This is a genomic window from Streptococcus parasanguinis (assembly GCF_015557775.1).
Classification (GTDB): domain Bacteria; phylum Bacillota; class Bacilli; order Lactobacillales; family Streptococcaceae; genus Streptococcus; species Streptococcus parasanguinis_AA.
Genome location: NZ_JADNOY010000008.1, coordinates 54,694 through 70,015, shown reverse-complemented (window position 1 = coordinate 70,015; position 15,322 = coordinate 54,694). Strand labels below are relative to the sequence as shown.

The window sequence follows — 15,322 nt, the reverse complement described above, 5'->3', positions numbered from 1 at the left end:
ATTTCCACTTTGTTGAATCTGTTTTTTTATGCTATAATCAAGAAAAACAAAGAAGGATTTGAGTATGACAAAAGAAGTAATTGTTGAAAGTTTTGAATTGGACCACACGGCGGTGAAGGCTCCCTATGTACGCTTGATTGGGGAAGAAACTGGACCCAAAGGAGACATCATCTCTAACTTTGATATCCGTTTGGTGCAACCCAATGAAAATGCGATTCCAACTGCAGGGCTCCACACGATCGAGCACCTTCTTGCGATGCTTATTCGCAAACGCATCGATGGTATGATTGATTGTTCCCCATTTGGATGTCGCACCGGTTTTCATATGATCATGTGGGGACAGCATTCGAGTACGGAAATTGCTAAAGTGATTAAAGAATCTTTAGAAGAAATTTCATCAGTCAGCACTTGGGAGGATGTCCCAGGCACAACCATTGAGTCTTGTGGAAATTACAAGGACCACAGCCTCTTCTCAGCCAAAGAATGGTGTCGCTTGATTCTAGACCAAGGAATTTCTGACGATCCGTTTGAACGTCATCTTGTTTAAGACTAAAAAAAGGATGAACCTCTGGTTCATCCTTTTTTATTGTCATTTTTCCCAAAAAGGGGATGTCTGATCAAGCATTAATAATCCAGAGCATCTGAATGACCTTTTCCGTTTCCTACGAAATAACCCGTTTTGGCATTGATACTAAAGAGATAGGTTCCATCTGGTTTGAAGAGGTTGTAATAGCCATTACCGTTAATGATATTGACACGCTCTAAAATGTATTGATTGCCAGTGATATGTCCACGTTTACGAGCAATATTCAATACTTTTTCAAGGATCCCATCACCAAATACCCAAGCTGGGTTATTGACATCATTGATAGCTGCTTGGTTATATGGCACACGACTCAAGTTCCGCTGAAGTGGGACACCATCGCTTGGAAGACCGTACCCTGAATAGCCTGGGTTTGCCGTTCCTGCACTACCTGTAGCAGCATTGACAGCTGGGGCCGTAGGCGTTGCTGCTTGAGCTGGGGCTGGAGTTGCATTAGAAGTATCTGTACCACCTGTCCCTGTCACTGGTGCCGGTGTCGCAACTTGTTGTGAACGTCCTTGCGCAACCGCCTCATTCAATAAGCTATCTAATTTTTCATTGCCTGTCTTTGTTTCTGCAAAGGTCGCATCACTTTTCGCTTTGGCAGTTGCATCAAGAACTCCATCTTTGATGACTGGAGAACTAAATTGAGAATTCACTTTTTGAATGGCAGAAACTTGCTTCACAAGGTCTTCATATTTTGTTTTAGCCGCATTATAATCACTGCTTCCTTCTAATTTGTCCAGCAGTTTCTTCAGATTTTCCAAGTCTCCGAATTTATCATTTTTAAGAGCACTTTTTGATTCATCTACAAAAAAGGCATCGTAGGCTTTGGTAAACTCTTCCAATTTTTGAGCCTGTGTTTCACTGCTACTTGATTTAGAAGTAGAAGATGACTTGCTAGATGAAGACGATACAACAGTTGTACCACCAGATTTTCCACGACTGTGCATCCAGTTATAGGTCACAAAAATGGCCGAACCGACAATCGCAAGACCTAAGGCAGAGTATAGAACCGCTTTGATTCGTTTGCCCGCATTGCTTGGTGTTTCCTCAGGAAGTTCCTCAGCTTCTACAATTGGTTCAGTTGGTGTGGGTCCAAATTTAATCTTAGCAGGTAATTCAGTTGAGATAGCATCCATTTCAGGCCTTTGTTCCAAGACTGTTTCCGTCACTTCCGGCGCCTCCACTGCTTCAGCTACTTCAGCAACTGTTTCTGTAGCTGCCAACTCTTCAGCTTTAGCCAATTCTTCTTTGGCCAAAATTTTTGTATCGTATTTTTCAGCTTCAATTTCTGCTCGGTGTTGTTTGATGTATTTGTCTAAGACATTATCACCTTCAGTGACACCTGCCTCGATTTCTTCTGCTTTTCGATTGGCCTGCCCAATCGTCATCTCTTTAGCATCTTCAAACTCTAAAATTGATTCTGTTTCTTGCTCTAATGGCTTTTTATCCTTCTCTGTCATAAAAATCCTTTCTATGCCTTAATCTGCCGTTTTACTCGTTCCCCAAAATATTGGTAGAGATCAACTTTTAGGGTTCCGTTATAAAGTTTTCGTTTTTTATCTGCTTTACTACCGAATTTAGATTCAAAACCTTCATCACTGGTTAAGATAAATTTACTCCAGGTTTTGAGAGGTGCAAATACGTGCCCCATTTCAGTATATAATTTCGTCACACCTTCATCATCGGATAAGCGTTCTCCATATGGAGGGTTGGAGATAATCACCCCGTTGATCTTATCTGAGTGAAGATCTTGGACTCGCATCTGTTTGAAAGTAATGTCACTGCTAACGCCCGCTTTCTGGGCATTTTCTTTGGCAATCTCAACCATCCGTGCATCGATATCGGTTCCCATAATATCCAATTCGATCTCGCGATTGATTTTTCTGCTTGCTTCTTGACGGACTTCATGAATCAAGCGATCATCCATCCAGTTCCATTCTTCAAAAGAAAAGGTCCGACGTAAACCAGGTGCCATATTTCTCGCGATCATCGCTGCCTCAATACAAAACGTTCCAGAACCACATGTCGGGTCAATCAAGGGTTTATCTGGATACCAGTTTGACAGCAGAAGAATTGCTGCTGCCATATTTTCCTTAATAGGGGCTCCCCCTTTTTCAGTCCGATAACCACGTTTGAAGAGGCTACTACCAGTGGTGTCAATCAAGACAGTGGCTTGGTCTTTAAGGATCGATACTTCGATCTTGAACTCTGCCCCATTTTCCATGAGAGGAACACCTTCTGGTCGGGCATAGTGTTTTTGTAACTTTTTAACCACTGCTTTTTTCGAAATGGCCTGAACGCTAGGTTCATTATGGAGTTTTGATTTGACACATTTAGCCTTAGAAATAGGAAAACGTGCTCCTAAAGGCAAATAGTTTTCCCAATCCAAAGCAAAGACACCTTGAAAGAGTTCTTCAAAGGTTTTGGCTGGAAAAGTCCCAACCACAATTTTCACTCGATCAGCCGCGCGCAACCAGAGATTGGTCTCTATGATTGCTCGACGGTCTCCTTGAAATCGAACCCGTCCATTTTCAACCTGGCAATCGTAGCCGAGATCGCGTAGTTCTCGACCAACAACAGCCTCTATACCAGCAGCGGCCGTTGCAATCAATTCAAATTGTTTTTTCATCTTATTCCTATCACTTTAAAAAAGGAGGTTGAGATCTCTCTCCACCTCATCAACCTATATGCAATTTTCTATAAGCCATGTTTTGTTCCAGAAATGACTAGGTACCATTTCTTTCGATAATCATCTGTCTACTGTTTCCAGTCAGAATGCTATGTTCGTTTCCACGCATTCCATGCCCCGACCAAAGTTTGGGTTGCTAGCTTGAGGGGTTTACCGCGTTCCACTTTTTAGGTTTCCCTAAAAACTACGTCACTGTGGCACTTTCAGAGTTACTAGAGCTTATCCTTAGACTTAGCTCCTTCACTCGCCGTAACTTGAATACCAAGTCCCTAGGCTTATGGATTCACCTAGCACAAACACTACAGGCATCACAGCCTGTGCTAGCATGGACTTTCCTCATGAGAGTATTTTCTCACGCGATTATCCAAAAATTGCACAATCTATGGGATTACTAATCGCGATCTACGATCTGTTTCCCAAAAACTTCTTTTTCCAAACGATTGAGACGTTTGAGTATATCAAAGTTCGTCGCTGTTGTCACTTGCGGAAATTCTTGCGTAGCGGTGCTAGCAATCGGAGATGTTTGTGGTGTTTCCTGTGCTTTTTGGGCAAGATCTTCACGAAGGCGGGCGTTTTCTTCACGCAATTCCTTCACCAAAGCAGCATAGGTTTCATAGTCTTTTATGACATCATCCAAAAATTCATTTACTTCATCTTTATTATAACCACGAACTTCTCGTTTGAAATCTTGATCAAAAATATCTTTCGCAGTAAAAATAATACTCGCCATTACTCTCTCCAATCTAGTTCATCATCTCAATTATATAAAAAAATGGTAAGAAAAATCAAGGTATAACACTTAGTTTTCGTAAAAATTTTCAGCAAGTTCATTTAAGTCATCAAAACTTAATTGTTTGACATAAAATGGTTCTTTTTCTACCATCATTTTGTAAAGATATTTTAAATTGGTTTCATTTTCTGGATCATAAAAAACATAAGCTCCATCCGCGTTATCTATCAAAAACTGATTGTATTCTTTTAGTTGACCCGGATTGCTATAGTGAGGATAGGCATATTTCACGAAATCCACCTGTTTGAAGCGTGCTAATAATTCCTGATTGCTTTCATTCCAATTTTCGCCAACATTCTCAAATAGGAAGATCGTCGCCATTTGAAAATCGTAATCTTTTTTTAATGCAAAGGCGACCTCTAGTACCCAAGCCTCAAATCCCAAATTACCAGAAAAGACCAGCCATTTCACTCCTTCTTCAAATAGACGACGAAGATCTCTTTCAATGGCTTTTTTGATAATGGTCAGTCGAGGGTCTTTATTGGAAAAGACTCCCACATCAAAACTCTTATAACCTGCAACAAGTATGGTATTCATTTTTTCCTCATTATTCTAATTTATGATATAATAGAGTGATGTAATTGTACCAATAAGGAGAACTATGGTCAACTATCCACATAAAGTAGCCAAAAAAACCTTGGTCTCTACACAAAGGAAACATCCAGTCGACTTTGCGAATCGTGGGATGACATTTGAAAAAATGATCAATGAAAGCAATCAATACTATCTTTCTCGAGGTCTAGCAGTCATCCATAAAAAACCAACACCGATTCAAATCGTGAAAGTGGATTATCCACGTCGCAGTCGGGCAAAGATTGTTGAAGCCTATTTCAGGCAAGCCTCAACGACGGACTATTCTGGAGTATACAAGGGACGCTATATCGATTTTGAAGCGAAGGAAACACAGCAAAAGCAATCCATGCCGATGAAAAATTTTCATCAACATCAAATCGATCATATGGAGGCAGTTGTTCAGCAAGGCGGTATCTGTTTCGTTCTCTTGCATTTTGCAAAGTTGAGTGAAACCTACTTACTTCCTGCTCCTGCATTAATTCACTATTACAACATCGATCATGGTAGTAAATCCATGCCCCTCTCCTATATTCAGGAGCACGGCTTTCTAGTAGATAAGAATCGTCTTCCAAGCGTTCCTTATCTTGATATTATCGAACAGAAACTTCTAGGCGGTATTTAAATGAATAAACAAACAGTCATTCAATGGTTGAAATATGTTGCCATCGCAGCCATTTCATTTTTCTTACTTTTATTTGTCCTCGGTGGACTGATATTTAGTTACTATGCTATGAAAGCACCGACCTTGTCTGAAAAAGATTTGGTTGCAACAACATCTAGTAAGATCTATGACAACCAAAATAACTTGATCGCGGATTTGGGAGCTGAGAAACGAATCAATGTCACAGCCAATGAAATCCCTACTGATTTGGTCAATGCTATCGTTGCGATTGAAGACCACCGTTTCTTCAATCACCGTGGGGTCGACATCATTCGGATCGGCGGTTCCTTCCTTCACAACTTACGAGGAGGAAGTCAAGGTGGGTCAACCTTGACGCAACAATTGATCAAGTTAACCTATTTCTCCACTTCAGCCTCTGACCGTACCCTCTCTCGTAAGATCCAAGAAGCTTGGTTAGCAACCCAACTAGAAAAGAAAGCAACCAAACAAGAAATCTTGACCTATTACGTCAATAAAGTATTTATGGCGAATGGGAACTACGGAATGCAGACAGCTGCGAAAAGTTATTACGGAAAAGATCTAAAAGATCTTTCGCTCCCTCAATTGGCACTCCTTGCGGGGATGCCCCAAGCACCAAACCAATACGATCCATACTCCCATCCTGAAGCAGCGCAACAGCGCCGAAACTTAGTATTAAAAGAAATGCTCGATATGAAGACCATTTCTAACAAACAATACGAAGCAGCGGTCAATACACCTGTTACAGATGGTCTGCAAAGTCTCAGTTCTTCAAGCAGTTACCCAGCCTATATGGATAATTACCTAAAAGAAGTGATCGAGCAAGTCGAAGAAGAAACGGGCTACAATTTGTTGACAACCGGAATGGATGTCTATACAAACGTGGATACAGAAGCTCAAAAGAAACTATGGGATATCTACAATACAGATGAATATGTCAATTACCCGGATGATGAAATGCAAGTAGCTTCTACCGTTATTGATGTCAATACTGGTAAAGTCATTGCTCAGCTGGGTTCTCGTCACCAATCCAGCAATGTTTCCTTTGGTACAAACCAAGCGGTTGAAACGAACCGTGACTGGGGTTCAACAATGAAACCAATCACAGATTACGCACCAGCTCTTGAACATGAGGAATATACCTCTACAGCAGCTACTACAACAGATGCGCCATACAACTTCCCTCATTCATCAACGCCTGTCTACAACTGGGACCGTTCATACTATGGTAGCATGTCCATTACCTACGCAATTCAACAATCTCGTAACGTGCCTGCGGTGAAGGCCCTGGAAAAAGTTGGTCTTAAACAAGCTAAGAAATTCCTCAATGGATTAGGGATCGATTACCCAGAAATGGTTTACGCCAACGCTATCTCGAGTAACACTAGCGATTCTAGCAACAAATACGGAGCCAGCAGTGAGAAAATGGCAGCTGCCTATGCTGCTTTTGCCAATGGCGGTACCTATTACAAACCATCCTATGTTAGTCGGGTTGTCTTTAGTGATGGCACAACCAAGGAATTTGAGTCCGAAGGAACTCGTGCAATGAAAGCAACAACTGCCTACATGATGACAGATATGATGAAGACAGTTCTCTTGTCTGGTACCGGTACAAATGCTGCCATTTCGGGAATCTACCAAGCTGGTAAGACAGGTACATCAAACTATGCTGATAACGAAATCGGTAAATTGACAAAAAATGCTTATTCAAATATTGTAACACCGGATGAATTGTTTGTAGGCTACACTCCTGAATATGCCATGGCAGTATGGACAGGTTATTCCAATCGCTTTACACCAGTATTGGATAATGGAATACAGGTCGCAACGGATGTCTACCGTCAAATGATGCTCTATCTTGCTAATAATAATAACTCTGGTCATACGGATTGGACGCAACCAAGTGGACTGTATCGAAGTGGTTCTTATCTCTACTTAAACAATGGTAAGAACAACTACAATAACTACTACTATGAGCCAAGTTATTCCACTGATCAGTATTCGTATGAAGAACCATCGTCTAGCTCTTCGAACGAAGAAAATCAATCTAAACCATCTGAGCCTTCTTCGCAAGACTCTAACAATCATAACGAATAATAGAATGGAGAAGTCGGGCTTTTGCCCGGCTTTTTTTAAAACAATGGTTAAAAAACCAGAACGAATAAAATCTGATTTATTTAGTTAGACTTCCCAGCTTTTTTATTTTTGAGTATATAAAAAAAAGAGCCTTTCGGCTCTTATTAGAATGTAGACAAACTATTTTAAAGCAAAATAAGTTAAGTGATTCTGCAAAAAACAAAATTGAGTTCCAATATTTAAATCGATTTAAGAAAATACTGAAACTTTCCGCTGTGAGAAAAGTGCTTGAAACGTTATTGTTTCAGGCACTCGGAATTATTGAGACCTTAGACTCAATAATTAGTCATGGAACTTTAAAGAAGTTCGCTGACGTCCGTACTCACCTAAGGAAAGTTTTTAAGATATTTTGTCTTCAATCTGAAAAGAGCCTTTCGGCTCTTTTCTATATCATTATTTTGCTAAAGCTCCCATTGGATCCCACGGTGCTAGGACAATGGGTTCTGCTTCATAGGCTGCTAATTCGTCTGCTGTTAGGAATTCTTTACGAACCACGATTTGATAGGTATATTCATCCATCCAAGCATCAGAAGCCACAAAGTAACCATCTGTACCGACCTTGTCTCCCCATGAATTTTCAACCTTCCATTTACGAGGCTGACCTGCTTCGTCTAAATCAACCCCTGTCAAGACCATAGCGTGTGTCATGAGACTTTCTGCATAGTCCAAGCGACCCGCCTTGTCTTGTGTCAAATGAATGTCCATGCCTGCTTCAAAATCGTAGACATCTGTTGCCAGGATTCCGGCTTTACGGTTGCTGACTTGGCCTACATCTGAACCAAACCAGACAGTTTCTCCTGCTTTCATTTGAGCAATAGCTAATTCTTTCAATCGATCCATTGGAACATTTAGGTAGCGGACTGGACGGCTACCAACCACATTGCCCAGCATATCTACGGTGTAAGATTTTCCATATGGCTTATCTGTAGTTGGGGCATTGATAATGGAGACGTAATCGTCTAATTGAAGGTCTACATATTTTTTGTAGAAGCTTTGTGGAGTTAAGCCACTTTCGGTATGGAATTGGTTGTCCTTATCACGGTATGAAAAGTCAAATTCACGCGGAGGCAATCCTAAAGACATAGCCAAGAAGTTAAAGATTTCTTGCAACAACGCTTGTTTCTTGCTCGCAACTGCCTCACTATCTGCGCCTGAGTGAATCAAGTCACGCAAGATTTGCGCATCTTGACGCAAGAGTTTATTGAGGTAGGTGTTCAATTCCCGGCTATTACTTGAAGAAATCGATTCCGGATAAACTGATTTTGGAACCACTCCGTATTTCTCAAAGAGGGATACCACCATATCCCATTGACCACCATCTTGTTGTGGGGTTTGTAGGAGAAAAGCCACCTTACGGCTGGTCAATTCTTGATCTGCTGTAGCAATCACTTGCTCCAAAAACCAGTTTGATTTTTCATACTTATCCCAAAAGAAAGTATGTGCTTGAGACAATTCAAAATCCTCCAATTGGAAGCTTGAAATCATCTTGTGACGGAAGGTATTTAAAGCCGCAAACATCCAACAACGTCCAGATGCTTTTTGGTTTGTCACCTTATCCTTGGTCAAATCAAGTGAAAAAACTGGTGTATTTTCTACTGCACTCTTGCGCGTTTCAAGCGATGCATGGATCCCATTGTGGGTAACAGCATTTTCAAGAGCCGCATATTTCACATTTGCTTCATAATTAGCATAGAGCTGGTCTGTAAATTCTTTCGTTAATTCTGACATAGCAATCTCCTTTTTTCATTATTTACTATTATAATCCTTTGAGCAGAATCTTCAAGTAAAAATCACCCTATAGAGAGGGATTCTGTTTAGAATAGATGATTTTATCCCCGCAATATCCTTTGCGTTGAATGGCATGAGGGATGGTTTCTACATACTGCATTCCTGCCTTTTCCATGACTTTCCCTGAAGCAGGATTTAAACTGACATAAGTGGCTTTGATTTCTTTAAATCCGACTTTGTTCAATAAGAAATCCAAAACAGCTATGACGGCTTCTGTCATGAATCCCCGCCCCCAGAATTTCTTGCCAAGGATATAACCTAGCTCGCATGATTGACTTTCCTGGTCTTGAGAAACCACACTAATATCTCCAATTACCTGATCCAGTGATGTTTTCAAACAAAGCGCCCATTTATAAGTATCTGGTTTACGATACTGTTCGATCCATCTTTTGATCGATTCTCTGGTTCTCTCAGTAGATGCATGGGCATCCCAAGTGACATATTTCAGGGTTTCAGGATCCGAAGCCCAATTTTCAAACATCGCTGGTGCATCTTCCAAAACGAAAGGCCTCAAGTATAAATGCTCTGTCTCTATGACAAGACTTCCAAGATGATTCATAGATTGTCTCCCTTCATTTTTTCATGCAACTTGAACTTTGCAAGTTGGTTACTTTAATCTAGAAGAAAAGGACGGATGAAATCGCCCTTCTTTTTGATGCTTTTCACAATATTGTATGGTGAGACTACGAAATCGAACTCTGCGAGTTACCGATTTCTGTCTCGTTTTCCTATTTTAAGACTCGGGCTAAAAAGGTCCAGTGGACCTTTTTACTCCCAGAAATGATCAAATACTGTGATTGGCAGGTGGCGTTTGTGTTGGCCTTTGTACCACCATTTTTCAATAGTGGCTTGAGCTTCTGGGCTCACTTGTTTGCCTTCTAGGTAATCATCGATTTCATTATAGGTGACACCCAGCGCTACTTCGTCTGCTATTCCTGGTTTTTCTTCTTCCAAATCTGCAGTTGGGATTTTCTCATAGAGAGCAGGATCAGCTCCCAAGGCTTTAAGCAATTGTTTTCCTTGGCGCTTGTTCAAACGGAAAAGGGGTAAAATATCTGCACCACCATCTCCAAATTTTGTGAAGAAACCTGTAATATTTTCCGCTGCATGGTCCGTCCCAATAACGGCTCCACTCCGCGCACCTGCTAAAGCATACTGAGCAATCATGCGACTGCGAGCCTTGATATTGCCCTTGTTGAAGTCGGAGATATCCGTTCCTGTTGCTTCGACAGCGCGTTCCATGGCATCAACTGATTCCTTGATGTTAACGACTAGGCTGACATCTGGCTGGATAAAGGTCAAAGCTTTTTGAGCATCTTCTTCATCTGTCTGTACCCCATAAGGAAGGCGAACAGCAATAAATTGATAGGAGGCATCTCCTGTCTCTGAGCGCATTTCTTCCATGGCTAATTGAGCTAATCGCCCAGCAAGAGTCGAATCTTGTCCTCCTGAGATCCCTAATACAAATGTTTTCAAGAAGGGATGTTTTTTTAGATATCTTTTTAAGAAATCAACCGAGCGGCGAATCTCTTCCTGAGGATCAATGCTAGGCTTGACACCCAATTGTTGGATAATCTCTTCTTGCAAACTCATTTTGCTTCTCCTTCTCCATTGGCCTTGTTACGCATTTCCTCGATTAGATCCATCTTATCCTGCCAAATATCTTTTGCCAAGTCAACTGGGTAATGCTGTGGATTAAGGACACGCTTGTATTCATCCCACAATTGATCGTAATTTTTACGAGCATATTCTTGAATTTCTGATAATGGTGGTAGTTGATAAACCAATTGCCCCTCTTTAAAAATATCCACTAAAAGAGGAATAGCCTCAAAGTTTCGGACCGTTTTATTGATGTAGGTATAAGTCGGATGGAACATTTTAAGTTCTGTCAGTTGAGAAACATCTACTCCATCATAAGTAATGTAGTCCCCTTCTGACTTACCTTTTTCACGACTCGTAATCCGCCAGACTTGCTTTTTACCTGGAGTAGAAACTTTCTCTGCATTATTAGAAAGCTTGATGGTATTGATCATCTCTCCTGCTTCGTTTTCAACAGAAACAATTTTGTATACCGCCCCAAGTGCTGGTTGATCGTAAGCCGTAATTAGTTTGGTTCCCACACCCCATACATCAATTTTTGCTTTTTGCATTTTTAAGTTGAGGATGGTATTTTCATCCAAGTCGTTAGAAGCGTAGATTTTAGCATTTGTAAACCCAGCCTCATCTAATTGCTGGCGAACTTTTTTAGAAATATAGGCAATATCTCCTGAATCAATCCGAACGCCTAAGAAATTGATCTTCTCTCCCATTTCACGCGCTACCTGAATAGCTGCTGGTACCCCAATACGAAGGGTATCATAGGTATCGACGAGGAAGACACAATCTTTATGGGTTTCCGCATAGGCCTTAAAGGCTTGGTAGTCATTTCCATATACCTGTACAAGAGAATGGGCATGGGTTCCTAAAACAGGGATTCCAAAGAGTTTTCCTGCCCGAACATTACTAGTCCCATTAGCACCTCCGATGACTGCCGCACGAGTTCCCCAAATCGCAGCATCCATTTCTTGCGCGCGACGTGTCCCAAATTCCATCAAAGGCTCATCTTCAATGACCGAACGAATGCGTGCAGCCTTTGTGGCTATCAAGGTTTGAAAGTTGACTATATTTAAGAGGGCTGTTTCCACCAATTGACACTGAGCCAGAGGACCTTCGACCTGGACAATTGGTTCATTGGCAAAAACTAAGTCACCTTCTTGAGCCGAGCGTACTGTCAGTTCCAATTTAAGATCACGGAGATATTCCAAGAAGGCTCCATGATAACCAAGTGACTCTAAATAGGCAATATCGCTCTCAGAAAAACTCAAGTTTTCCAAATATTTCACAATTCGCTCTAAGCCAGCAAATACAGCATAGCCGTTTTTAAAAGGCTGTTGACGAAAATACACTTCAAATACAGCATGTTTATTGTGGATACCTTGATCAAAATAGACCTGCATCATGTTGATTTGGTATAAATCAGTATGCAACGTTAAACTGTCATCTGGATACATATGAATACCTCTTTTTTTAGATTTGTTCTATGAATTCCTACCATAAAATTAGTACCATTATAGCACATTTCAGCCCCATTGAATACTGAAAGGAAAGCACAAAAAAATCTGAGACACAAACCTCAGATTTTTAAAAGATTAAAAGTTTTCTGTGATATATTTATAAACTTCTTGGCCAGCAATCGCACCGTCTCCGACGGCTGTCGTCACTTGACGTAGGTCTTTTTGACGAACATCACCAACCGCAAAAATACCTGGGACTGTGGTTCTCATATGATCATCCGTCACCACCCAGCCATTTTCATCTAAAATACCAAGTTCCGTCGCAAAATCACTGACAGGATCTAAACCGACATAGATAAAGACACCACCAAAGGCCTGCTCTCTAACCTCTCCTGTCTTCACATCTTTTAAAAGGACAGACGTTACTTTTGGTTCCCCCTTAATTTCTTCAACAACCGTATTCCAAGCAAAGTGAATTTTATCATTGGCAAAGGCACGGTCTTGAAGAACTTTTTGGGCACGCAACTGATCACGACGATGGGCAATGGTCACTGTTTTTGCAAACTGAGTCAAAAAGACAGCTTCTTCTACCGCAGAATCGCCACCACCAACGACCAAGAGATCCTCGTCTCTAAAGAAAGCACCATCACAAACAGCACAGTAGGAAACCCCTCTACTATTCAGCTCCTCTTCACCAGGGACATTTAATAAACGGTGGTTGGAACCTGTTGCAATCACAATAGTTTTAGCTTCAAATTCTCCGTCATCTGTGACAATCTTTTTGGTTGCTCCGTGGTCTTCGATGCGCTCTACCTGTCCAAACAAATGTTCTACACCAAGATTCTCTAAAGGCTCGAACATTTTTTCAGCCAAGTCTGGACCACTAATATTCGCATAGCCAGGATAGTTTTCAATGTCAGACGTATTGTTCATTTGACCGCCTGGAATTCCTCTCTCAATCAATGCGACTTTTAAATTGCTTCGTGCTGCATAAAGGGCAGCAGTCATCCCTGCAGGACCTGCCCCAATAATCACTGTATCAAACATACACAACCTCTTTCTGTTTCGTTGTAATCATTATAATTCTAACACGGTCTTTTTGCAATTATCGTGCTTGAAAGATAAACAAAATCCCTATGACCGCAAAGGTTAAAATAGGAATCGTCATGATATCAATTAAAAGGATATCATACAAATGGGCTTGTCGTTGCTTGGCTGTTTTATCTTTCTTCTTAAGGGCACGGTAGCCAATCCAAATACAAGAAGCGATCCCAACTAAAATCGTTGTCGTCACTAAACTTTGTAAATATAAGGACAATAATTTATTTAACATCACGACTCCAAATATTTTTACATTTTCAGAAAACAAACCCAGCTAGCATCGCCAGCTGAGTCTTACCTCTCCTCTATTATATCAAACATAGGTCCGTTTGTAACTAGCAAAGAATTCTTTTGTCCGTTCTTCTTTTGGATGTTGCATGATTTCCTCTGGTGTTCCAGATTCAATAATCCGTCCTTTATCCAAAAATAAGACCTTATCTGCTACTTGCGCTACAAAAGACATATCATGACTGACCAGTACCATGGTTTGTCCTGATTTTGCTGCATTGGCAATGGATTTTTCAACTTCTCCAACCAATTCTGGATCCAAGGCTGAAGTCGGTTCATCCAACAAAAGAACTTCTGGTTTCATAGCCAAGGCACGGGCCAAAGCCACCCGTTGTTTTTGTCCACCTGAGAGGTGACGAGGATAGTGATTTTCACGATCCGATAAACCGACTTTTGCCAGTTCTTCTCGAGCAATTTTCGTTGCTTCTTGATCGGATAAGCCCTTCACAACAACGAGCCCTTCTTTCACATTTTCAAGGGCTGTTTTTCTACCAAACAAATTAAACTGTTGGAACACCATGGCCAATTTTCTTCTTAAGGTTAAGATTTGATCTTGAGTAATGTGCTCAAAATCAACTTCGAAATCATCAATCTTAATTCTACCACTATCTGGTGCTTCCAAATAGTTTAAACTGCGTAAGAAGGTTGATTTACCAGCTCCCGAAGACCCGATTAGGGCCACGACTTCCCCTTTTTGAATTTCTAAACTTAGATTATTTAAAACCTTTTGACCTGAAAATGTCTTTGATAATTCTGAAATATAAATCATTAGATCCGGACCTCCTGATCTGGTAAATCAATTGCTACGGGAGTCTCAATATCCAGTCGACGTTCAATGTGTCGGCCTAGCATTTCTATGAGGATATTCACAATCCAGTAAACAATCGATACCGTGATAAAGCGTTCAAAATACTTCAAATCGCTCCCCCCAATAATCCGTGCTTGGGCAAAAATTTCAACCACACTGGCACTAAAGGCTAGCGATGTCCCCTTGGTTAAACCAATGAGAGAGTTGATTAAGGTCGGGGTTGCAACAACTGCTGCATTGGGAATAATAATCCGGCGGTATACTTGACGGTTAGTCATCCCAAGACTACGTGCTGCCTCTATCTCACCAGGATCCACCGATAAAATCGCTGCCCGGATGGTCTCGCTCGCATACGCCGCCTCATTAAAGGCAAGGGCCACAATTGCAAATAGCTCAGCTGGAATGGCATTAATATTAAAAGCTGTTCCATAAGACTGATTGATCGCTTTTAAAATAAGAGGAATCCCATAATAGGTCAACATCAATTGAACCAACAAAGGAGTCCCACGTAAAAAGCTGACAAAAACAGCTTGAAGCGGGTAGAGGATTCGTACACGATTAATTTTGACCAGAGCAAAAATCATGGCAAAAATAATCCCCAAAAATGCTCCTCCCAGGGCTAGTAAAATCGTCACAGGCAGTTTCCCTATGACAGCCGGAAATGCATCCAATACAGCTCTCAAACTAAACAGCTTGCTATCTGGAACATGTTTTAAAAAGTCAGCATACCAGTTGGCTGTTAAAAGATTAGTTGTAAACATTTTTGTTACTTCCTTTCTCGAACATAAACATTCTATCATATTCATTATTGGAATTCCAAAAATTGCTACAGAAATAGAAAAATGATAGACTACACAAGTTTAGTCT

At 40.9% G+C, this 15,322-nt stretch carries 15 protein-coding genes and 1 other RNA gene; 3 read left to right on the top strand and 13 right to left on the bottom strand.

What is annotated here, in order from left to right:
* Window positions 1–64 precede the first annotated feature (64 nt).
* Window positions 65–547 (top strand): S-ribosylhomocysteine lyase, encoded by a 483-nt coding sequence (locus I2F76_RS09800; RefSeq protein WP_061455957.1) that lies wholly within the window; start codon window positions 65–67, stop codon window positions 545–547.
* A gap of 77 nt (window positions 548–624) precedes the next feature.
* On the opposite strand, the gene I2F76_RS09795 is transcribed toward I2F76_RS09800, so the two are convergent.
* From I2F76_RS09795 to I2F76_RS09775, 5 genes are all read right to left on the bottom strand, one after another.
* Window positions 625–2,049 carry a cell division site-positioning protein MapZ family protein gene (locus I2F76_RS09795; RefSeq protein ID WP_195487757.1) on the bottom strand — a complete coding sequence of 475 codons (1,425 nt, stop codon included), beginning with the start codon at window positions 2,047–2,049 and terminating at the stop codon, window positions 625–627.
* 11 nt (window positions 2,050–2,060) lie between these two features.
* Window positions 2,061–3,218, bottom strand: coding sequence for a THUMP domain-containing class I SAM-dependent RNA methyltransferase (locus tag I2F76_RS09790; protein ID WP_023920295.1), 1,158 nt, complete (start codon window positions 3,216–3,218; stop codon window positions 2,061–2,063).
* Between the two features lie 66 nt (window positions 3,219–3,284).
* Window positions 3,285–3,650: RNase P RNA component class B (gene rnpB / locus I2F76_RS09785), an RNA gene on the bottom strand.
* A gap of 19 nt (window positions 3,651–3,669) precedes the next feature.
* Complete coding sequence (gene gpsB / locus I2F76_RS09780) at window positions 3,670–4,008, bottom strand: cell division regulator GpsB (RefSeq protein ID WP_045760266.1); 339 nt, start codon at window positions 4,006–4,008, stop codon at window positions 3,670–3,672.
* Between the two features lie 69 nt (window positions 4,009–4,077).
* The gene (locus I2F76_RS09775; protein ID WP_023920293.1) at window positions 4,078–4,605 is read right to left on the bottom strand and encodes a DUF1273 domain-containing protein; all 528 of its coding nucleotides are present in this window, start codon (window positions 4,603–4,605) and stop codon (window positions 4,078–4,080) included.
* A 64-nt stretch (window positions 4,606–4,669) separates the two neighbouring features.
* Between I2F76_RS09775 and recU the strand changes: the two genes are divergently transcribed.
* Complete coding sequence (recU, locus tag I2F76_RS09770; protein WP_003010355.1) at window positions 4,670–5,263, top strand: Holliday junction resolvase RecU; 594 nt, start codon at window positions 4,670–4,672, stop codon at window positions 5,261–5,263.
* Complete coding sequence (gene pbp1a, locus I2F76_RS09765; protein WP_021154545.1) at window positions 5,264–7,378, top strand: penicillin-binding protein PBP1A; 2,115 nt, start codon at window positions 5,264–5,266, stop codon at window positions 7,376–7,378.
* A gap of 432 nt (window positions 7,379–7,810) precedes the next feature.
* On the opposite strand, the gene pepC is transcribed toward pbp1a, so the two are convergent.
* From pepC to I2F76_RS09725, 8 genes are all read right to left on the bottom strand, one after another.
* Window positions 7,811–9,145 (bottom strand): aminopeptidase C, encoded by a 1,335-nt coding sequence (gene pepC / locus I2F76_RS09760; RefSeq protein WP_009732326.1) that lies wholly within the window; start codon window positions 9,143–9,145, stop codon window positions 7,811–7,813.
* A gap of 67 nt (window positions 9,146–9,212) precedes the next feature.
* Window positions 9,213–9,764: a GNAT family N-acetyltransferase gene (locus I2F76_RS09755; protein ID WP_031575284.1), complete on the bottom strand. Its 552-nt coding sequence runs from the start codon at window positions 9,762–9,764 to the stop codon at window positions 9,213–9,215.
* A gap of 209 nt (window positions 9,765–9,973) precedes the next feature.
* A complete protein-coding gene (nadE, locus tag I2F76_RS09750; protein WP_031575281.1) occupies window positions 9,974–10,798 on the bottom strand; it encodes an ammonia-dependent NAD(+) synthetase in 825 nt (274 codons plus the stop codon).
* Window positions 10,795–12,255 (bottom strand): nicotinate phosphoribosyltransferase, encoded by a 1,461-nt coding sequence (locus tag I2F76_RS09745; protein ID WP_023920286.1) that lies wholly within the window; start codon window positions 12,253–12,255, stop codon window positions 10,795–10,797. Before I2F76_RS09745 ends, nadE begins: the two co-directional genes overlap by 4 nt.
* 138 nt (window positions 12,256–12,393) lie before the next feature.
* Window positions 12,394–13,305 (bottom strand): thioredoxin-disulfide reductase, encoded by a 912-nt coding sequence (gene trxB / locus I2F76_RS09740; protein ID WP_195487756.1) that lies wholly within the window; start codon window positions 13,303–13,305, stop codon window positions 12,394–12,396.
* A 58-nt stretch (window positions 13,306–13,363) separates the two neighbouring features.
* Complete coding sequence (locus I2F76_RS09735) at window positions 13,364–13,591, bottom strand: DUF4059 family protein (RefSeq protein WP_003003995.1); 228 nt, start codon at window positions 13,589–13,591, stop codon at window positions 13,364–13,366.
* A gap of 81 nt (window positions 13,592–13,672) precedes the next feature.
* The gene (locus I2F76_RS09730; RefSeq protein ID WP_070664876.1) at window positions 13,673–14,416 is read right to left on the bottom strand and encodes an amino acid ABC transporter ATP-binding protein; all 744 of its coding nucleotides are present in this window, start codon (window positions 14,414–14,416) and stop codon (window positions 13,673–13,675) included.
* On the bottom strand, window positions 14,416–15,216 hold the full coding sequence (locus I2F76_RS09725; protein WP_195487755.1) for an amino acid ABC transporter permease: 801 nt from the start codon (window positions 15,214–15,216) through the stop codon (window positions 14,416–14,418). Before I2F76_RS09725 ends, I2F76_RS09730 begins: the two co-directional genes overlap by 1 nt.
* Window positions 15,217–15,322 lie beyond the last annotated feature (106 nt).